Annotated in this window: 17 protein-coding genes; 3 read left to right on the top strand and 14 right to left on the bottom strand. The window is 70.3% G+C overall.

The genetic code is table 11. The features are described 5' to 3' along the window. The 12 genes from secD to pgsA form a co-directional block, all read right to left on the bottom strand. Nucleotides 1–1,797, bottom strand: coding sequence for a protein translocase subunit SecD (gene secD / locus ACIQBL_RS41715; RefSeq protein WP_401952382.1), 1,797 nt, complete (start codon nt 1,795–1,797; stop codon nt 1–3). 143 nt (nt 1,798–1,940) lie between these two features. Then, the gene (yajC, locus tag ACIQBL_RS41710) at nt 1,941–2,447 is read right to left on the bottom strand and encodes a preprotein translocase subunit YajC (protein ID WP_401952379.1); all 507 of its coding nucleotides are present in this window, start codon (nt 2,445–2,447) and stop codon (nt 1,941–1,943) included. Nucleotides 2,448–2,611: 164 nt separating this feature from the next. Further along, nucleotides 2,612–3,682 carry a Holliday junction branch migration DNA helicase RuvB gene (gene ruvB, locus ACIQBL_RS41705; protein WP_401952377.1) on the bottom strand — a complete coding sequence of 357 codons (1,071 nt, stop codon included), beginning with the start codon at nt 3,680–3,682 and terminating at the stop codon, nt 2,612–2,614. A gap of 11 nt (nt 3,683–3,693) precedes the next feature. After that, nucleotides 3,694–4,302: a Holliday junction branch migration protein RuvA gene (gene ruvA, locus ACIQBL_RS41700; RefSeq protein ID WP_401952375.1), complete on the bottom strand. Its 609-nt coding sequence runs from the start codon at nt 4,300–4,302 to the stop codon at nt 3,694–3,696. After that, nucleotides 4,299–4,883: a crossover junction endodeoxyribonuclease RuvC gene (gene ruvC, locus ACIQBL_RS41695; RefSeq protein ID WP_401952695.1), complete on the bottom strand. Its 585-nt coding sequence runs from the start codon at nt 4,881–4,883 to the stop codon at nt 4,299–4,301. The genes ruvA and ruvC overlap by 4 nt, the downstream gene beginning before the upstream one ends. A 138-nt stretch (nt 4,884–5,021) precedes the next feature. After that, nucleotides 5,022–5,774, bottom strand: coding sequence for a YebC/PmpR family DNA-binding transcriptional regulator (locus tag ACIQBL_RS41690; RefSeq protein WP_401952373.1), 753 nt, complete (start codon nt 5,772–5,774; stop codon nt 5,022–5,024). 51 nt (nt 5,775–5,825) lie between these two features. Next, nucleotides 5,826–6,431: a pyridoxal 5'-phosphate synthase glutaminase subunit PdxT gene (gene pdxT, locus ACIQBL_RS41685; RefSeq protein WP_401952371.1), complete on the bottom strand. Its 606-nt coding sequence runs from the start codon at nt 6,429–6,431 to the stop codon at nt 5,826–5,828. A 20-nt stretch (nt 6,432–6,451) separates the two neighbouring features. Continuing rightward, nucleotides 6,452–7,363: a pyridoxal 5'-phosphate synthase lyase subunit PdxS gene (gene pdxS / locus ACIQBL_RS41680; protein ID WP_401952368.1), complete on the bottom strand. Its 912-nt coding sequence runs from the start codon at nt 7,361–7,363 to the stop codon at nt 6,452–6,454. Nucleotides 7,364–7,668: 305 nt separating this feature from the next. Next, nucleotides 7,669–8,211 (bottom strand): hypothetical protein, encoded by a 543-nt coding sequence (locus ACIQBL_RS41675; protein WP_401952366.1) that lies wholly within the window; start codon nt 8,209–8,211, stop codon nt 7,669–7,671. A 447-nt stretch (nt 8,212–8,658) separates the two neighbouring features. After that, entirely contained in the window at nt 8,659–9,819 is a 1,161-nt protein-coding gene (locus ACIQBL_RS41670) for a glycosyltransferase family 4 protein (RefSeq protein ID WP_401952363.1), read from the bottom strand. Further along, complete coding sequence (locus ACIQBL_RS41665) at nt 9,816–10,727, bottom strand: phosphatidylinositol mannoside acyltransferase (RefSeq protein WP_401952361.1); 912 nt, start codon at nt 10,725–10,727, stop codon at nt 9,816–9,818. Before ACIQBL_RS41665 ends, ACIQBL_RS41670 begins: the two co-directional genes overlap by 4 nt. Beyond that, nucleotides 10,724–11,458: a phosphatidylinositol phosphate synthase gene (gene pgsA / locus ACIQBL_RS41660; RefSeq protein ID WP_401952692.1), complete on the bottom strand. Its 735-nt coding sequence runs from the start codon at nt 11,456–11,458 to the stop codon at nt 10,724–10,726. Before pgsA ends, ACIQBL_RS41665 begins: the two co-directional genes overlap by 4 nt. Before the next feature lie 232 nt (nt 11,459–11,690). On the opposite strand from pgsA, the gene ACIQBL_RS41655 reads away from it, so the two are divergent. Together ACIQBL_RS41655 and ACIQBL_RS41650 are read left to right on the top strand one after the other, a co-directional pair. Continuing rightward, nucleotides 11,691–13,889 (top strand): elongation factor G-like protein EF-G2, encoded by a 2,199-nt coding sequence (locus ACIQBL_RS41655; protein ID WP_401952358.1) that lies wholly within the window; start codon nt 11,691–11,693, stop codon nt 13,887–13,889. Between the two features lie 153 nt (nt 13,890–14,042). Beyond that, complete coding sequence (locus ACIQBL_RS41650) at nt 14,043–15,710, top strand: hypothetical protein (RefSeq protein ID WP_401952356.1); 1,668 nt, start codon at nt 14,043–14,045, stop codon at nt 15,708–15,710. Between the two features lie 17 nt (nt 15,711–15,727). Here ACIQBL_RS41650 and ACIQBL_RS41645 read toward each other — a convergent pair whose 3' ends face one another. Then, nucleotides 15,728–16,288 carry an HIT family protein gene (locus ACIQBL_RS41645; RefSeq protein WP_400977942.1) on the bottom strand — a complete coding sequence of 187 codons (561 nt, stop codon included), beginning with the start codon at nt 16,286–16,288 and terminating at the stop codon, nt 15,728–15,730. Nucleotides 16,289–16,355: 67 nt separating this feature from the next. Between ACIQBL_RS41645 and ACIQBL_RS41640 the strand changes: the two genes are divergently transcribed. Beyond that, a complete protein-coding gene (locus ACIQBL_RS41640; protein WP_401952353.1) occupies nt 16,356–17,012 on the top strand; it encodes an ion channel in 657 nt (218 codons plus the stop codon). Between the two features lie 44 nt (nt 17,013–17,056). On the opposite strand, the gene thrS is transcribed toward ACIQBL_RS41640, so the two are convergent. Continuing rightward, nucleotides 17,057–19,033, bottom strand: coding sequence for a threonine--tRNA ligase (thrS, locus tag ACIQBL_RS41635; protein ID WP_401952351.1), 1,977 nt, complete (start codon nt 19,031–19,033; stop codon nt 17,057–17,059). Nucleotides 19,034–19,144: the final 111 nt, after the last annotated feature.

Below are 19,144 nucleotides of genomic sequence, written 5' to 3'. Positions count from 1 at the left end.
TCACGCCTCCTTCGGGTCGACAGGGCCCGCGGCAGAACCGGCGGGGCGGCGGGTGCGGCGCAGCGGCGGCTTGGCGCCCAGCGCCTTCGGGTCGATGCCGGACCACTTGTGGCCGTCCGCGAAGAACTTCCTGCGGGCGAGGATGGTCATCAGCGGCTTGGTGAAGAGGAAGACGACGACCACGTCGAGCACGGTGGTCAGACCGAGCGTGAACGCGAAGCCCTGGACCTTGCCGACGGTGACGATGAACAGCACCGCGGCGGCGAGGAACGACACGAAGTCGGAGACCAGGATGGTGCGCCGGGCACGGGGCCAGGCCCGCTCGACGGAGGGACGCAGCGAGCGGCCCTCGCGGATCTCGTCCCGGATGCGCTCGAAGAACACGATGAACGAGTCCGCGGTGATACCGATCGCGACGATCGCACCACAGACGGCCGGCAGGTTCAGCGCGAAGCCGATGCCCGGGCCGAGCAGCGCCATGATCACGTACGTGAGGATCGCGGAGACCAGCAGCGAGGGGATCGCGATGACCGACAGACCGCGGTAGAAGATCAGCAGGTAGAGGACGACCAGCGCGAGGCCGATCGCGCCCGCGATCAGACCGGCGTGCAGCTGCTCACCGCCGAGGGCCGCGGTCACCGTGGTGACGCTGTCCTCCTTGAAGGTCAGCGGCAGGGCGCCGTACGACAGCATGTTGGCGAGGCTCTGGGCTTCGGTCTGGGTGAAGCTGCCGGAGATCTCCGCGTTGCCGCCGGTGATGGACGAGCTGACGTACGGGCTGGAGACGACCTGGCCGTCCAGGACGATGCCGAACTCGTTCTGCGGGGAGGTGTTCTTCGCCAGCTCGCCGGTGATCGTGGCGAACTTCTTGGAGCCACCGCCCGTGAAGTCCATGGTGACCTGCCAGCCGGCGGCCGTCGTCGTGTTGAAGACGGCCGAGGCCTTCTTGACGTCGGTGCCGTCCACGGCGGCGGGTCCGAGCAGGTACTTGTACCAGACGCCGGAGACCTTGCCGCAGGCCACGGTCGCGTCGGTGGCCTTGGAGTCCTTGCCGGCGGTGTTCTGGACCGACTTCTTGGAGCAGTCGAGCGCCGTGTACTGGGCCTCCAGCTGGGCGGCGGCCGCGCTGGCGGCGCTGCTGCTGGTCGCCGAAGGGGTGGCGCTCGCCGAGGCCGTGGCGCTGGGGCTCGCGGACGAGGTGGAGTCCGCCTTCAGGGCGTCACTGGCGGCACGGCCCTGAGAGGTGGTGGTGGCCGACGGGGTCGTGGAGGAACCGGTCGCCTTGGGACTGGACGAGGAACCGGTCGCCTTGGGACTGGCCGAGCTCGACGAGCTGCTGGAGGCGCTGCTGGACGCGCTGGGCGACGGGCTCGCCGTCGCGGCGCCCGCGGAGGCCTCCGTGGCCAGGACCGGGCGGAAGTACAGCTTGGCCGTGGTACCGACCTGCTGCCGCGCTTCCTCCGAGTTCGTGCCCTTGGGGATGTTGACGATGATGTTCCTGGTGCCCTGCGTCTGGACCTCGGCCTCCGAGACACCCAGACCGTTGACACGGCGGTTCATGATGTCGACCGCGGTGTCCATGTTGGTCTTGTTGACCGCGGACTCCTGGCCCTTCTCCGGGACGGCCCGGAGGGTGATGCTCGTGCCGCCGGCCAGGTCGATGCCGAGACGCGGAGTGGTGTGCCCGGATGCGAACATGCCACCGGTGAGCGCCACGATGGCGATCAGGATGAGGGCCAGCGAGCGCCCTGGCTTGCTCTGGGCGCTCGCGCTACGGCCCCTCTTAGGTGCTGCCACCTTCTCGTACTCCCTCTCGGGCCGCTGCGCGCCGGGTCAGCGCGGCCTGCGGCCATGACATGGTGTCGGGATCCCGTGCGAGCGACGCACGTGCCCTGGGTGCGCGGGGCGCGAGCGGGTCGCGCCGCGCTCCCGGGACGTGACTACTTCGCGTCGGAGTCGCCGTCGGTCTTCTTCGGCTCTTCGTCCGTCTTGGCCTCGGCGGCCTCGGCCGGCTCCTCGGTGGCGTCGGCCGGCTCGTCGGCCGCGTCCTTCTTGCCGAGGTCGATGGGCTTGTCGTCGGAAGAGTCGGCGGCGGGCTCGTCGGTCTCGGTGAGGGAGGAGGCGTCGTCCGGGACGATGTCGGCGTCGTCCTTCAGGTCGTGCTCGATGCCGTGGACGATGCGGTTGTACTCGTCGTCGGTGAGGACGGCGCCGATCGCGTTCTTCGCGAAGAGGAGCTCGACGCCGGGGCCGGCGTCGAGGAGAACCGTCTCCTCGTTGACCTCCTTGACCGTCGCGTACACGCCCCCGATCGTGCGGACGCCGGTGCCGGGCTGCATGTCATTACGCATCGACGCGGCCGCCTGCTGCTTGCGCTTGGCAGAGCGGGTCATCAGGAACATGGCCCCGATGAGCACGATGAACGGGAGGAGGGTCACGATATTCACGGGCCGGAATTTCCTTCGCACGACCGCGGCGGGAGCGGCCTGGTGGATGGGGGTGGTCGGCGCCGCCCACAAAGGCGGCATCGGCGGAGTCTAAGCGAGTCCACGCTGATGGAACAACGCTCAGCATGGCACCGGGGTTCCTGACCCGGCCAGTGCCCCCGCCGTCACGCCCCGAACAGGTCCCCTTGTCCGTTTCCCCCGGTTGACGAGCGGGGCGGGGTGAGGCCGAGATGCACCCATGCGGCGGGGGTGGCGACGCGTCCGCGCGGGGTACGGGCCAGCAGACCCTCCCGTACGAGGAAGGGTTCGGCGACCTCTTCGACGGTCTCGCGCTCCTCCCCCACGGCGACCGCGAGCGTGGACAGACCGACCGGGCCACCGCCGAACAGCTTGAGCAGGGCTTCGAGGACACCGCGGTCGAGCCGGTCGAGGCCGCGGCCGTCGACCTCGTACACCTTGAGGGCGGCGCCCGCGATGTCCCGGGTGATGAAGCCGTCGGCCTTGACCTGCGCGTAGTCCCGGACGCGGCGCAGCAGCCGGTTGGCGATGCGGGGGGTGCCGCGGGAGCGGCCGGCGATCTCGGCGGCCCCGGCGGGGTCGATCTCCACGTCGAGGAGGTTGGCCGAGCGGTGGATGACGCGCTCCAGCTCGGTGGGTTCGTAGAACTCCATGTGCGCGGTGAAGCCGAAGCGGTCGCGCAGCGGGGGCGGCAGCAGTCCCGCGCGCGTGGTGGCGCCGACCAGGGTGAACGGCGGCAGTTCGAGGGGGATCGCGGTGGCGCCGGGGCCTTTGCCGACGATGACGTCGACGCGGAAGTCCTCCATCGCCATGTAGAGCATCTCTTCGGCGGGCCGGGACATGCGGTGGATCTCGTCGAGGAAGAGGACCTCGCCCTCCTGGAGGGAGGAGAGGATCGCGGCGAGGTCGCCGGCGTGCTGGATGGCGGGGCCACTGGTGATGCGGATGGGGGCGCCCATCTCGGCCGCGATGATCATCGACAGGGTGGTCTTGCCGAGGCCGGGGGCGCCGGAGAGCAGCACGTGGTCGGCGGTGGCGCCACGCGCGCGTGCGGCGCGCAGCACCAGGTCCAGCTGTTCGCGGACCTTCTCCTGGCCGATGAACTCGCCCAGGTCCTTGGGGCGCAGGGCGGCCTCGACGGCCTGGTCCTCGCGGTCGGCGACCGAGCCCACCAGCCGCTCGGCGGCGGTCTCGTCGGTCGTGTCGTCCCAGTTCACTGAAAGGTCTCCTAGCGGGCGCGGTTCAGGGTCTGCAGGGCCGCCTTCAGCAACTGGCCCACCTGCGGCGCACCGTCGGCGGCCTCCGCCTGGGGAGTCACAGCGGCTACGGCTTCTTCGGCCTCGCGGGTGGCGTACCCGAGGCCGATGAGGGCCGCGTGCAGCTGGTCGCGCCAGCCGCTGGTGACCGGGGCGCCGATCGCGGGGGCGGACCCCACGGGGGCGCCGAGGCGGTCCTTGAACTCCAGCAGCAGCTTCTGCGCGCCCTTCTTGCCGATGCCCGGCACGGCCATCAGCGCCTTCTCGTCACCGGAGGCGACCGCCCGGCGCAGCGCGTCCGGAGTGTGCACGGCCAGCATCGCCTGTGCGAGCCGGGGGCCGACGCCGGTCGCGGTCTGGAGCAGCTCGAAGATCTGGCGCTCGTCGTCGTCCACGAAGCCGTACAGGGTCAGGGAGTCCTCGCGCACGACCAGGGAGGTGGCGAGCTTGGCCGGCTTGCCGAGCCGGAGCGTGGACAGGGTGTTCGGCGTGCACTGGATGGCCATGCCGACACCGCCGACCTCGACCACCGCGGCGTCGGGAGCGAGTGCGGCGACCGTGCCGCTGACGAAGGCGATCATGCGGTACGGCCTTTCGAGGCGTTCGGTGATTTCGATGTTCCGGCCGCGTGCAGGGCGACGGCCTGCTGGAGTCGGTTCTGGGCGACCGCCTGTTGGAGGCGGTGCTGTGCGGGGGCCCGCCAGATGTGGCAGATCGCGAGCGCGAGGGCGTCGGCCGCGTCGGCGGGCTTGGGGGGCGCGTCGAGCCGGAGCAGCCGGGTCACCATGGTGCCGACCTGTGCCTTGTCGGCGCGTCCGCTGCCGGTGACGGCGGCCTTGACCTCGCTGGGGGTGTGCAGGGCGACCGGGATGCCGCGCCGGGCGGCACAGAGCATGGCGACGGCGCTGGCCTGGGCGGTGCCCATCACCGTGCGCACGTTGTGCTGGCTGAACACCCGCTCCACTGCGACGCATTCGGGCCGGTGCTCGTCCAGCCACGCCTCGATGCCCTGCTCGATGGCGACCAGGCGCAGGCCCAACTCGGCGTCCGCCGGGGTCCGTACGACACCGACGCCGACCATGGTGAGCGGCCGGCCGGCGACGCCCTCGACGACACCGACACCGCAGCGCGTCAGACCGGGGTCGACTCCGAGTACCCGCACCGCGCCCCCCTTCGCCTCTTCGTAGCCGCACGTGATCTTTGACTTCACGCCAGGCTATCCGCTGCCACCGACAACGGCGGCGGGCCGGGGGACGTGTGTCCCATCCGGCCCGCCGATACCGCTCAGCTCGCGGCAGCGTTACGCGTCGACCTTCTCCATGACCTCGTCGCTGACGTCGAAGTTGGCGAAGACGTTCTGCACGTCGTCGCTGTCCTCCAGGGCGTCGATCAGCTTGAAGATCTTGCGGGCGCCCTCTTCGTCGAGCTCGACCTGCATGGTCGGGACGAAGTTGGCGTCGGCGGAGTCGTAGTCGATGCCGGCGTCCTGGAGGGCGGTGCGGACCGCGACCAGGTCGGTGGCCTCGGAGATGACCTCGTAGGTGTCACCCAGGTCGTTGACCTCTTCGGCGCCCGCGTCGAGCACGGCACCGAGGACGTCGTCCTCGCCCAGCTCGCCCTTGGGGACGATGACGACGCCCTTGCGGTTGAAGAGGTACGACACGGAACCGGGGTCGGCCATGTTGCCGCCGTTGCGGGTCATGGCGACACGCACGTCCGAGGCGGCGCGGTTGCGGTTGTCGGTGAGGCACTCGATGAGCACCGCGACACCGTTGGGGCCGTAACCCTCGTACATGATCGTCTCGTAGTCGGCGCCACCGGCTTCGAGACCGGCGCCGCGCTTGACCGCGGAGTCGATGTTCTTGTTCGGGACCGAGCTCTTCTTGGCCTTCTGGATGGCGTCGAACAGCGTCGGGTTGCCGGACACGTCGGCACCACCGGTACGGGCCGCGACCTCGATGTTCTTGATCATCTTCGCGAAGAGCTTGCCGCGCTTGGCGTCGATCACGGCCTTCTTGTGCTTCGTCGTAGCCCATTTAGAGTGGCCGGACATCTGCCTGTCTCCTTCGCGTAACCCAACTCTTTACGAACCCCAGAGATCCTACTAGGACCCCGGAGCCAGGTTCGCGCGCACCATGTCGACGAACAAGGAGTGCACGCGGTGGTCGCCGGTCAGTTCCGGGTGGAACGACGTGGCGAGCGCGTTGCCCTGGCGGACCGCGACGATGTGGCCCTCGTGTTCGGCGAGGACCTCCGTCTCGGCACCGACGGACTCGACCCAGGGGGCACGGATGAAGACGCCCTCCACAGGATCGCCCGGAACGCCCTTGACGTCGAGCGCGGCTTCGAAGGACTCGTTCTGCCGTCCGAAGGCGTTGCGGCGCACGATCATGTCGATGCCGCCGATCGTCTCCTGGCCCGAGCGCGGGTCGAGGATCTTGTCGGCGAGCATGATGAGGCCGGCGCAGGTGCCGTAGACGGGCATACCGGCACGCACGCGTGCGCGAAGGGGGTCCATGAGGCCGAAGAGGACGGCCAGCTTGGAGATGGTGGTCGACTCGCCGCCGGGGATGACGAGGCCGTCCACCTCGGCGAGTTCCTCGGGGCGCCTGACCTGCCTGGCCACGGCGTCGGCCGCGGCCAGGGCGATGAGGTGCTCCCGTACGTCGCCCTGGAGGGCCAGGACGCCTATGACAGGTGCGTCGGTCATGTGTGCGAAACCCTTTGGTCTTACCAGCCGCGGTTGGCGTAGCGCTCGGCCTCGGGGAGGGTGTCGCAGTTGATGCCGACCATGGCCTCGCCGAGGTTGCGGGACGCGTCCGCGATGATCTTCGGGTCGTCGTAGAAAGTGGTCGCCTTCACGATGGCGGCGGCGCGCTTGGCCGGGTCGCCGGACTTGAAGATGCCGGAGCCCACGAAGACGCCCTCGGCGCCGAGCTGGCGCATCAGCGCGGCGTCGGCGGGGGTGGCGACGCCACCGGCGGAGAACAGCACGACCGGGAGCTTGCCGAGTTCGGCGACCTCGCGGACGATCTCGTACGGGGCGCGCAGTTCCTTGGCGGCGGCGTACAGCTCGTTGTTGTCGAAGCCGCGCAGCTTGGCGATCTCGTTCTTGATCTGGCGCAGGTGGCGAACCGCCTCGACTACGTTGCCGGTGCCGGCCTCGCCCTTGGAGCGGATCATCGCGGCGCCCTCGGCGATGCGGCGCAGGGCCTCGCCCAGGTTGGTGGCACCGCACACGAAGGGGGTCGTGAAGGCCCACTTGTCGGAGTGGTTGACCTCGTCGGCCGGGGTGAGGACCTCGGACTCGTCGATGTAGTCGACGCCGAGGGACTGCAGGACCTGGGCCTCGACGAAGTGGCCGATGCGGGACTTGGCCATGACCGGGATGGAGACCGCCTCGATGATCTCCTCGATCATCGTCGGGTCGGACATCCGGGCCACGCCGCCGTCCTTGCGGATGTCGGCGGGGACCCGCTCCAGGGCCATGACGGCCACGGCACCGGCGTCCTCGGCGATCTTCGCCTGCTCGGCGTTGACCACGTCCATGATCACACCGCCCTTGAGCTGCTCGGCCATACCGCGCTTCACGCGCGCGGTGCCGGTCTCGGGAGTCTGGGCGGAGCTGGGGGTGCTGGACACGGGGTGACCTCACTCGGTGAAAGAGGGTTGCTGCAGTACCGAGGAAACGCGAGAGGCGCAGGCCACAGCAAGGGCCAATGGGTAGGCGGTGGATCATTTTCGAACCGGTGTGCCCCGGCGCCCCACCGGTGAATCGTGTCGCGGGCGTGGGTACAGGTGCGCCCGCCTGCCGTGTTGTCGCCGGTCACCGGCTCCCTGTCGCGCCGCCCGCCGTAGCAGCGGCCGGTGCCACGGCCTCCTCCGCCGCTCGGCCGGAGGCACCACACGCGGCTCGCCCGAGCCGGTCGGTCCCCTCGGTTCCCTGCCTACGCGGCCCGGTCGACCAGTGCCGCCGGTGGCTCGTCGTCCATCTCGAAGGCCATCGGGAAGGGGGCGTGTCCGGCGAGCCTGAACCAGCGGACCTTGCGGTGTTCCCGCAGACGCCGGGCCGCGCCCACCGCGTCGTTGTGGAAGCGCCGGGCCATCGGGACGCGCCGTACCGCCTCCGCCAGTTCCCGGGCCGCCTCCTCTCCCCCGGGTGCCTCGCGGACGCCCTCGACCTGCTGGGCCTCCGCGAAGACGGCGCGCAGGGCCTGGCTCAACTCGCTCTCGGCGACCTCCCGTTGCTCCTCCTCGGCCTGCCGGGCGGCGTGCGCGGCCTCGTAGAGGACGATCGAGGCGGCCGGGTCGAGTACTCCGGAGGTGGCCAACTCCTGGGTCACCGAGGCGCGGCGCAGCAGTTGGGCGTCGAGCGCCGCGCGGGCCGCGTCGATCCGGACGTGCAGCCGGTCGAGCCGGCCCGCGGTCCAGCTCAGGTACAGGCCGATCGCCACGAGGGCGACGAGGATCCAGATCAGGGTGGGAGTCACGGGCGGCAAGGCTACCGGGCCGTTCCACCGGGGTTGGCCGGGTGTCGTACGGAGTGTTGGTGGGGTTGTCGGTGTGGGCGTTCCGGGGGCTGCCGCCCCCGGGCCCCCGCTTCGGCCTGGACTGCCTCGTCCTCAAACGCCGGACGGGCTGGATGTACCGGCGACCAACGAGAAGTCGCCGCCCCTCAGTCCCGCGCCAACCCGAACCTCGCCCGCGCCCCGTCCTTTCGTCCGTCGGGGTGGTCGGCGCGATCCGTGACGCCGGAGCCGGCCCCTCCCCGTCCTCCGGGTAGCCCTCGTCGTACGCGTCGCCCATACGGAACGCACCGCCGGGCAGGGCGGTCGCGCGGGTGCCCGTCGGCGGATCCGCCGACGGGCACGGTCAGTTGGAAATCCGAACCGATCTCCCCGCGCGCGGGGAGAGCAGCACGCCCCCGCCCGGCATCCTCAGTCCCGGGCCAGTCCGAACCGCGCCCGGAGTCCGGTGCGTTCGTCGGTGGCGACGGCCGCCGCTCCGGTGGTCACCGTCTCGTACACGGACAGGATGTCGGCCCCGACGGTGGACCAGTCGAAGCGCCGGACATGCGCGCTCCCCTGCCGGCTCAGCTGCGCCAGCCGCCCGGGGTCGCCCAGGAGCCGTACGGCGGCCTCGGCGAGGGTGTCCGCGTCCTCGTTGGTGAACAGCTCGCCGGCCGCGCCCTGGTCGAGTACCTGGGCGAAGGCGGGCAGGTCGGAGGCGAGCACCGGGGCGCCCGCGGACATGGCCTCCACAAGGATGATGCCGAAGCTCTCGCCGCCGGTGTTGGGGGCTACGTAGAGGTCGATGCTGCGCAGGAAGCGGGCCTTGTCCTCGTCGCTGATCATGCCGAGGAACTCGACGCGCGAGCGCAGTTCCTTCGGCAGCGTCTCGACGGCCTCCTCCTCGTCGCCGCGCCCGGCGACCAGGAGCCTGGCGTTCGGGCGCTCGGCGAGGATCTTCGGCAGGGCGCTCATCAGCACCGGGAGGCCCTTGCGGGGCTCGTCGATGCGCCCTATGAAGCCGATGGTCTCCCCTTGCCATTCCGGCTTGGGTTCGGCGCGGGCGAAGAAGTCGACGTCGACGCCGTTCGGGATGACGACCGCGTCCCCGCCGAGGTGTTCGACGAGCGTGCGGCGCGCGTACTCGCTCACGGCGATCCGGGCGCTGATCTTCTCCAGCGCGGCCTGGAGGATCGCGTACGCGGCGATCATCGCCCGGGAGCGCGGGTTGGAGGTGTGGAAGGTCGCCACGATCGGGCCCGAGGCCGCCCAGCAGGCCAGCAGGCCCAGCGACGGCGAGGTCGGTTCGTGGATGTGGATGACGTCGAACTCGCCGTCGTGCAGCCAGCGTCGGACCCGGGCGGCCGACAGGAAGCCGAAGTTCAGCCGGGCCACCGAGCCGTTGTACGGCACCGGGACCGCGCGGCCCGCCGAGACGACGTACGGCGGCAGCGGGGTGTCGTCGTCGGCCGGGGCGAGGACGGACACCTCGTGGCCGAGCCGGATGAAGTACTCGGCGAGGTCTCTGATGTGGAACTGGACGCCGCCGGGCACGTCCCAGGAGTAGGGGCAGACGATGCCGATCCTCACGAGGGTCCCTTCGTGGGATCGAGATCCGCGAGCCACAACCGCTGGAGCATGTGCCAGTCCTCCGGGTGGTCGGCGATGCCGGTGGCGAAGGCGTCGGCCAGCGCCTGTGTCATGACTGACGTCTTCTCGGCCCGGTCGCCTGACTCGGGCACCTCGACCGGTGGATGGACCCGGCCCCGCATGACCGGCGAGTCGTCGTACCAGAGCGTCACCGGGAGCAGCAGCGCGCCCGTCTGCTGGGCGAGGAGGGCAGGTCCCGCGGGCATGCGGGTGGCCTCGCCGAAGAACTTGACCTCGACCCCGGAGGCGGACAGGTCGCGCTCGGCGACGAGGCAGACCAGGCCGCCGTCCCGCAGTCGCCGGGCGAGTGTGCCGAAGGCGGTGCCGCCGCTGTGCGGCAGGACCTCCATGCCGAGGCCCTCGCGGTAGGCGACGAAGCGGTCGTAGAGCGTCTCCGGCTTGAGGCGTTCGGCGACCGTCGTGAACGGTGTCTCCAGGGCGGTGGTGACCCAGGCGCCCGCGAGGTCCCAGTTGGCGAGGTGCGGCAGCGCGAGGATGACGCCCCGGTCGGAGGCGATGCCCTCGGTCAGGTGGTGCACGTCCTTGGGGTCGAAGCCCGTCCTGACGCGCTCGGCGCTCCAGGCGGGGAGCCGGAAGGACTCCATCCAGTAGCGGAGGTACGACCGCATGCCCGCGCGCGAGAGCTCGGCGAGCCGCTCGGGACTCGCGTCGGGCACCACGCGCGCGTAGTTGCTCTCCAGCCGCTGTACGCCCTTGCCGCGCCGCTTCCAGGCGAGGTCGGCGATGGCGTGTCCGAGCCGTGCCGCGACCGGCTCGGGGAGCTTCTTGACGGTGCTCCAGCCGAGGCCGTACAGCGCGTCCGTCAGCCGCTCCCGGGCACTGCTCACGGAGTCGCCCCGGTGCTGTGCTGCTCGGTCTCCTGGGCTGCGGCGGCGTCGGCCTCGGCGGCCTCCCGACGGACCGTGACGACCCGCTGGATCAGCGTGACGAGGCTGCCCACGGCGACGATCCACAGCGCGACGGGCAGCAGCCACTGGATGCCGGGGACGCCGAACTTGTGCAGACCGGCGAGACCGCACGCGACGAGGGAGATCACCAGGCGCTCGGCCCGCTCGACCAGGCCGTTGACGGCCACCGGCAGGCCGATCGACTCGCCGCGCGCCTTGGTGTACGACACCACCTGGCCGCTGGCCAGGCAGAAGATGGAGACCGCGCACAGGGCGATGTTGTCGCCGCCGCCCGCATACCAGAGAGCCAGGCCGCCGAAGACCGCGCTGTCGGCGACCCGGTCGAGCGTGGAGTCCAGGAAGGCGCCCCAGCGGCTGGAGCGGCCCAGCTGGCGGGCCATGTTGCCGTCGACGAGGTCCGAGAACACGAACAGTGTGATCACGACCGTGCCCCAGAAGAACTCGCCCATGGGGTAGAAGACCAGCGCGCCCGCGACCACTCCGGCGGTGCCGAGGAGGGTGACCGTGTCGGGGCTGACACCCCGGCGGATCAGAAACGCGGCGAACGGCGTGAGGACACGCGTGAAGAATGCACGCGCGTACTTGTTCAGCATGGCCTTCCCGAGGGTCGGTGTCGCCGCGCGGCCCCTGCTGGCCACCGGCTGGCCCATCGTAGCCACGCGCACGCGTGAGCGACGGCCGGGCACCCGCGCGCCCATGTTGTGAATGGCTGCGGCACGACGCGATGCCGTCGGTGTCACGGCCGGATCGCGTCCGCTGTATGGACGCACCGTGACGGGAGTGGAAAGCTCGAAGCACCGCGGGCGTCATCGGAGCCGCCACCGCACGCGGCTGCGTGTGTCCGCGCCCACAGTGACCTCACCGTGCACGGGAGGCAAGGCCATGGGCGACAAGGCGAACGCACACCCCGGAGCCGCCGGCAGGGCTACAGCGGCCGACCACCCCGCGTCCGTACGGAATGTGGTGCTGGTCGGCCACTCCGGATCGGGCAAGACGACTCTGGTGGAGGCCCTCGCGCTGACCGCGGGGGCGGTGAACAGGGCGGGCCGCGTGGAGGACGGCGGCACCGTCTCCGACTACGACGAGATCGAGCACCGGCAGCAGCGCTCGGTGCAGCTCTCCCTGGTGCCCGTCGACTGGGACGGGTACAAGGTCAATCTTCTCGACACCCCCGGATACGCCGATTTCGTCGGCGAGTTGAGGGCCGGTCTGCGAGCGGCGGACGCGGCCCTCTTCGTCGTCTCGGCCTCCGACGGCGTGGACGGCTCGACCCGCATGGTGTGGGAGGAGTGCGCGGCGGTCGGCATGCCGCGCGCCCTCGTCATCACACATCTGGAGTCCGCGCGCGCGGACTTCGAGACGATGACCCGGACCTGCGCGGAGGCCTTCGGGGCGGACGACCCCGACGCCGTACTCCCGCTGTATCTGCCGCTGCACGGCGCGCCGGGGCCCGACGGGCACGCGCCCGTGACGGGTCTGGTCGGGCTGCTGTCGCAGAAGCTGTTCGACTACGCGTCCGGGGAGCGCAAGGAGTCCGAGCCCGGGCCCGACCAGCAGCCGCGGATCGAGGAGGCGCGTAACCGGCTCATCGAGGGGATCATCGCGGAGAGCGAGGACGAGACCCTCATGGACCGCTATCTCGGCGGCGAGGAGATCGACGTCAGGACGCTGATCGGGGACCTGGAGCGGGCCGTCGCGCGCGGGGTGTTCTTCCCCGTGCTGGCCGCCGCCCCGGCCGTCGAGGGCTCCAAGCAGGGCCTCGGCACGGTCGAGCTCCTGGAGCTGATCACGGGCGGCTTCCCGACCCCGCTGGAGCGCGAGGCGCCCGGGGTCACCACGGTCGACGGCAGGGCGCGGGAGCTGAAGCCGTGCGACCCGAACGGTCCGCTGGTCGCCGAGGTCGTGAAGACCGCCTCCGACCCGTATGTCGGCCGGGTCTCCCTGGTCCGCGTCTTCTCGGGCACCCTGCGCCCCGACGAGACGATCCACGTCTCCGGGCACGGACTCGCCGACCGCGGGCACGAGGACCACGACGTCGACGAACGCGTCGGCTCCCTGTCCGCGCCCTTCGGCAAGCAGCAGCGGGCCCTCACGCACTGCATCGCGGGCGACCTCGCGTGCGTGGCGAAACTGGGCCGCGCGGAGACCGGCGACACCCTCTCCGCCAAGGACGACCCGCTCCTCATGGAGCCCTGGGAGATGCCCGACCCGCTGCTGCCGCTCGCCATCGAGGCCCACAGCAAGGCGGACGAGGACAAGCTCTCGCAGGGCCTGAGCAGGCTCGTCGCCGAGGACCCGACCATGCGCCTGGAACAGAACCAGGACACCCACCAGGTCGTCCTGTGGTGCCTCGGCGAGGCCCACGCGGACGTGGCGCTGGAACGGCTGCGCAGTCGCTACGGCGTCCAGGTCGACCTCGTACCGCACAAGGTCTCCCTACGGGAGACGTTCGCCGCCAAGGCGCAGGGGCGCGGCCGGCATGTCAAACAGTCCGGCGGGCACGGGCAGTTCGCGATCTGCGAGATCGAGGTCGAGCCGTTGCCGGGCGGCACGGGGATCGAGTTCGTGGACAAGGTCATCGGCGGCGCGGTGCCGCGCCAGTTCATCCCCTCGGTGGAGAAGGGCGTAAGGGCCCAGGCCGCCAAGGGAGTTGCCGCCGGGCATCCGCTCCTCGACGTACGGATCACGCTGCTGGACGGCAAGGCGCACTCGGTGGACTCCTCGGACGCCGCGTTCCAGACGGCCGGCGCGCTGGCCCTGCGGGAGGCCGCGGCCGACGCGAAGATCCATCTCCTCGAACCGGTGGCCGAGGTGACCGTGCTGGTCGGCGACGACTACGTGGGCGCGGTGATGAGCGACCTGTCCGGGCGCCGGGGCCGTGTGCTCGGCACCGAACAGACGACCGGCGGGCGCACCCTGATCCGGGCCGAGGTCCCCGAGATCGAGATCGGCCGCTACGCCGTGGACCTCCGCTCCCTGTCGCACGGCACGGCCCGCTTCAACCGCGCGTACGCCCGGCACGAGCCGATGCCTCCGCAGATCGCGGAGCGAATCCGCGAAGAGGCGGGCGACGCCCCGTAGTTCGGAGAACCTTCGGTGTCGGCGGGCGGCTTTCAGCCGTCCGCCGACGAATGTCAGTAGCTCCCGATACGCTGATGACCTGATCAACAGGTGTGCGGAGCACGGAAGTCGGGAAAGCCGCAGAAGCGGGAACAGCGGCGATCGGGGGCGGGTATGACCGTTGACAGCGGTTACGCGGACATCTTCGGACCACAGGTGCCGCGTACGGGCGACGAGGGCCAGACGGCGACCTTCGCGCTGGCCTCGGCGGCCTACCGGGACAACCCGGTCGCGGACATCAAGAAGGCCGACAACGAATGGCACCAGACGGCCGTCAACGAGGGCCGCAAGTGGGCGACGATCTTCCGCCCCAACCTCGGCGAGGCGTTCTCCGGAGCCGTGGTGGCCCGCATGCTCGGCCCCGGACGCAAGCCGCTCATCCAGTCGTTCGGCACCGAACCGCAGGCGGTCGTCGAGCACGCCCTGGCGGCCAACAACATCCGCCGGGCCCGGGACAACCGGCTGTCCATGGTCATGGTGCTGTGCGGCCTGCTCTTCCTGCCCGGGCTCCTGATCTGGCTGCTGGTCTTCCAGCTCCGCAGCCAGATAGACAAGCGCACCCAGAAGAACAAGCGGGCCGGTGCCCTCGCCACGACCCTGCTCGTCGGGGTGGGCGCGGTCGCCGTGATCTTCCTGATCAAGATGCCGTTCACGGGCTTCTGGGCCTGGTACGCACGCGCGTGCGTCGTCCTCCCGGTGGTCGGCTGGCTGTGGGCCAAGCAGATCTGCGAGAACACCGCGAAGGACCTGCGCGGGCGCTGGGACAGCCTGCTCTCCGGCAGCAGCGTCGGCGCCAAGGTCCCCGAGGCGGTCCCGACCAGCCCCGGCGAGACCCAGGCCGAGCAGCTCCGCCAGTCCCTGGCCAAGCTCAGTGCCGAGCAGCAGTCGAACTCGATCTTCTACGCGGGTCCCAAGGGCATCCTGGGCATGGGCACCCGCTGGGGCAGCTGGCAGCTCGCCGAGGACCTGATCGCGCGCGACGCCGACCGGGAGATCCACCCCTTCCGCAGCTGGGACGTCATCCGGAACATCCACGACGACCTGCGCATGCTGGAGCGGAACACGATCAACACCGGCGGCTTCCCGAAGGCGTCCATACGCCACTGGGTCGTCACGCCGATCGGTGAGGGCGCCAAGGCGGTGTCCCGGCCCGAGGGCACGGACGTGGACGCGTACCAGGTGAAGTCGCACGCGATACAGGACATCTGCAACAAGCAGCAGTTCGGCGCCGGCGACCGCCACTACCTGGGTGTCCAATGGACGCTCTGGGAAGGGCAGTTGGTCATCACGATGATGATCACGGTGACCGTGCTGCACAAGACGCTGCGCATCGAGATCACCGGGCACGCCCTGGGCCCCGTGAACTCGCTGTTCACCGGCAAGCCCGAGGCCCCCTCCAAGGACGTCCAGAAGACCTTCAAGCCGTGGGAGACCCGCAAGGTCAATCTCCCGCTGGTCCCCACCGACGAGGTGGTACGTCTCGCGGTCCGCGCCCCGATCACCTGGTACCCGCCGCTGCTGAACTGGCTCGGCGGTTCGATATCCCTGCCCGAGCCGTTCGGCCTGCGGCACGCCTGGGCCGACCAGCCCTGGCGCCACCGCTTCATGGCGGACGACGCGCTGCGCGCCGCGACACCGGTCCTGCGGGTGGTGCACGCCGCCGCGATCCGCGTCCTGGACGAGAACGGCGTGGACACGGAGAAGTTCGGCAACCGGTCGTCGTTCCTCAGCACGAACGTGCAGGACGCGTCGCCGCGAAAGGCCGACCTCTACGACGCGTAGTCAGCCGGTCGTGTGGCTCACACCGTGGGCCACGCGTCCGCCAGCATCTTCCGTGTGTCCGCGAGGAGTTGGGGCAGCACCTTCGTGTGGCCGACCACCGGCATGAAGTTGGTGTCGCCGCCCCAGCGCGGGACGATGTGCTGGTGCAGGTGGGCGGCGATGCCCGCGCCTGCCACGCTCCCCTGGTTCATACCGATGTTGAAGCCGTGGGCGCCGGACGCGGTCCGCAGGGCCGTCATCGCCTGCTTGGTGAGCGCCGCGAGCTCCACGGTCTCCGCGTCGGTCAGGTCGGTGTAGTCGGCGACGTGGCGGTAGGGCACGACCATCAGATGGCCGCCGTTGTACGGGTACAGATTGAGCACCCCGTACACCAGCTCACCGCGCCTGACGATCAGCCCGTCCTCGTCCGATTTCGCCGGAATCGAGCAGAAGGGGCAACCGTCGTCGGCCCCGGGGCCGGTCGGCTTGTTCTCACCCTGGATGTAGGCCATCCGGTGGGGGGTCCAGAGGCGCTGGAACGCGTCCGGCGTCCCCACTCCGATCTGCTGCTCCGGCTCACTCGTCATGCAAGTCAGCATATGGCTTCGCTCGTTCGCGGCGTGTCGCCGGGGTTGCGGGACGGGTGGCCGCCGCCAAGCTGGACCGATGGACGACGACAGCCGCAGGGCCCGCTGGGAGCGGCGTACCGAGGTGCCGCTCGCCGTGGCGTCGATGGTCTACCTCGCCGCCTACGCGGTCAGCATCCTGGCGCACGGCCTGTCGGGCGACGGGCAGGACCTCTGCCTCGCCGTACTGTTCGCCGCCTGGGCGCTCTTCGCCGTCGACTACGCGGTCCGCTGGTGGCTGAGCGGGCAGCGGCTGCGTTTCGTACGGACGCACCTGCTGGACACGCTGGTGCTGGTCCTGCCACTCCTGCGCCCGTTGCGGGTGGTCAAGGTGTACGAGACCGTGCAGCGCCGGCACGGCCGGCCCCGGCTCGCGCTGCACGCGCGCGTGATCGTCTACGCCGGCCTGTCCACCGTCCTGCTGGGCTTCGCGGGCGCCCTCTCGGTCTACCAGGAGGAGCACACCGCCCCCGGCGCGACGATAAGGACCTTCGGCGACGCCGTCTGGTGGACCTGCGCGACCTTCGCGACCGTTGGCTACGGCGACGTCGCGCCGATCACCCCGCTCGGCCGCCTGATCGCCGTAGGCATGATGGCCATCGGTCTGGCCCTGCTGGGCGCGGTCACCGGAACCTTCGCCTCCTGGCTGCTCCAGGTCTTCGCACGGGAGGACGACGGGAGGCCCCCGGGGAGCTGAACTGCTGAACTCCCCGGGGGCCTCCCGAAACCGAAGCGACGGACTCAGACCTGCGCGCGATCCGCCACGACCTGCTCGATCTTCGCGATGGCCGCGTCGAACGCGATGCCGTTCTCCTGCGAGCCGTCGCGGTAGCGGAAGGACACCGTGTCGGCGTTCATGTCCTCGTCGCCGACGATGACCATGAACGGCACCTTCTGCTTCTGCGCGTTGCGGATCTTCTTCTGCATCCGGTCCGAGGAGGAGTCGACCTCGACGCGCAGCCCCTTCTTCTTGGCGGCTGCGGCGAACTTCTCCAGGTACTCGACGTGCGCGTCCCCGATCGGGATGCCGACCGCCTGCACCGGCGCCAGCCACGCCGGGAAGGCGCCCGCGTAGTGCTCAAGCAGCACCGCGAAGAACCGCTCGATGGAACCGAACAGCGCACGGTGGATCATGACCGGCCGCTGCTTGGAGCCGTCGGGGCCGGTGTACTCCAGGTCGAAGCGCTCCGGCAGGTTGAAGTCCAGCTGGACCGTCGACATCTGCCAGGTCCGGCCGATCGCGTCCTTCGTCTGGACGGAGATCTTCGGGCCGTAGAACGCGGCACCGCCCGGGTCGGGGACGAGCGGCAGCCCCTGCTTCTCGGCGACCTGTCGCAGCGTCTCGGTGGCCTCTTCCCAGACCTCGTCCGAGCCGACGAACTTCTCCGGGTCCTTGGTGGACAGCTCCAGGTAGAAGTCGGTCAGGCCGTAGTCGCGCAGCAGGTTGAGGACGAAGGTGAGCGTCTTGTCGAGCTCGTCGGCCATCTGCTCGCGTGTGCAGTAGATGTGCGCGTCGTCCTGCGTGAAGCCGCGCGCGCGGGTCAGTCCGTGCACGACGCCCGACTTCTCGTAGCGGTACACGGTCCCGAACTCGAAGAGCCGCAGCGGCAGTTCACGGTAGGAACGGCCGCGCGCGTCGAAGATCAGGTTGTGCATCGGGCAGTTCATGGGCTTGAGGTAGTAGTCCACGCCCTCGTCGAGCTGCATGGGCGGGTACATGCCGTCGGCGTACCAGTCCAGGTGCCCGGACGTCTCGAAGAGCTTCCCCTTCGTCGCGTGCGGGGTGTAGACGAACTCGTAGCCCTCCTCCTCGTGGCGGCGGCGCGAGTAGTCCTCCATGACCCGGCGGACGACACCGCCCTTGGGGTGGAACACGGCGAGACCGGAACCGATCTGCTCGGGGATCGAGAACAGGTCGAGCTCGCTGCCCAGCTTGCGGTGGTCGCGCTTCTCGGCCTCGACCAGGAAGTCGAGGTGCGCCTTCAGCTCCTCCTTGGAGGGCCAGGCGGTGCCGTAGATGCGCTGGAGCATCGGGTTCTTCTCGCTGCCGCGCCAGTAGGCCGCCGCGTTGCGCATCAGCTTGAACGCCGGGATGTTGCGGGTGGTGGGCAGGTGCGGGCCTCGGCAGAGGTCCTTCCAGCACAGGTCGCCGGTCTTGGCGTCGAGGTTGTCGTAGATCGTCAACTCACCGCCGCCGACCTCGACGTCCGCGCCGTCGTCGGTCGAGGCGGAGCCCTTGATGCCGATCAGTTCGAGCTTGTACGGCTCGGCGGCCAGTTCCTCGCGGGCGTCCTCGTCGGTCACCACACGGCGGGAGAACCGCTGCCCGCGCTTCTGGATCTCCTGCATCTTCTTCTCGACGGCCTTGAGATCCTCGGGCGTGAACGGCCGCTCGACGTCGAAGTCGTAGTAGAAGCCGTCCTTGACCGGCGGGCCGATGCCGAGCTTGGCCTCGGGGAACAGCTCCTGCACGGCCTGCGCCATGACGTGCGCGGTGGAGTGGCGCAGGATGTTCAGGCCGTCGGCGGAGGAGATCTCGACGCCCTCGACCGCGTCCCCCTCGGAGACGACATACGCCAGGTCCTTGAGCTCTCCGGCCACGCGCGCGGCGATGATCGAGCGCTCGCCGGCGAAGAGCTCCGCGGCCGTCGTGCCCGTCGTCACCGTGCGCTCTTCCCGCTCGGAATCGCGTTGGATGATCACACGGACGTCTGACACCGGTCTCTCCTGACTGCAGGGTGGATGCGGCGCCATACCGGGAGCGCGCGCAATAGGGGATCGTACCGACCCTAAGGGGCCCACCGCGAAACGGTTGCCGCACTCCCCCTC

The organism is Streptomyces sp. NPDC088350, from assembly GCF_044753545.1.
Classification (GTDB): Bacteria; Actinomycetota; Actinomycetes; order Streptomycetales; family Streptomycetaceae; genus Streptomyces.
This window is presented reverse-complemented; position numbering and strand designations above follow the sequence as displayed.

Bases quoted from the DNA above. Each gene is read 5' to 3' on its own strand.
- ACIQBL_RS41640 (WP_401952353.1), top strand. From the start codon at position 16,356: ATGGACGACGACAGCCGCAGGGCCCGCTGGGAGCGGCGTACCGAGGTG.
- pdxT (WP_401952371.1), bottom strand. From the start codon at position 6,431: ATGACCGACGCACCTGTCATAGGCGTCCTGGCCCTCCAGGGCGACGTA.
- ACIQBL_RS41655 (WP_401952358.1), top strand. From the start codon at position 11,691: ATGGGCGACAAGGCGAACGCACACCCCGGAGCCGCCGGCAGGGCTACA.
- pgsA (WP_401952692.1), bottom strand. From the start codon at position 11,458: ATGGGCCAGCCGGTGGCCAGCAGGGGCCGCGCGGCGACACCGACCCTC.
- ruvA (WP_401952375.1), bottom strand. From the start codon at position 4,302: ATGATCGCCTTCGTCAGCGGCACGGTCGCCGCACTCGCTCCCGACGCC.
- ACIQBL_RS41650 (WP_401952356.1), top strand. From the start codon at position 14,043: ATGACCGTTGACAGCGGTTACGCGGACATCTTCGGACCACAGGTGCCG.
- ACIQBL_RS41645 (WP_400977942.1), bottom strand. From the start codon at position 16,288: ATGCTGACTTGCATGACGAGTGAGCCGGAGCAGCAGATCGGAGTGGGG.
- ACIQBL_RS41690 (WP_401952373.1), bottom strand. From the start codon at position 5,774: ATGTCCGGCCACTCTAAATGGGCTACGACGAAGCACAAGAAGGCCGTG.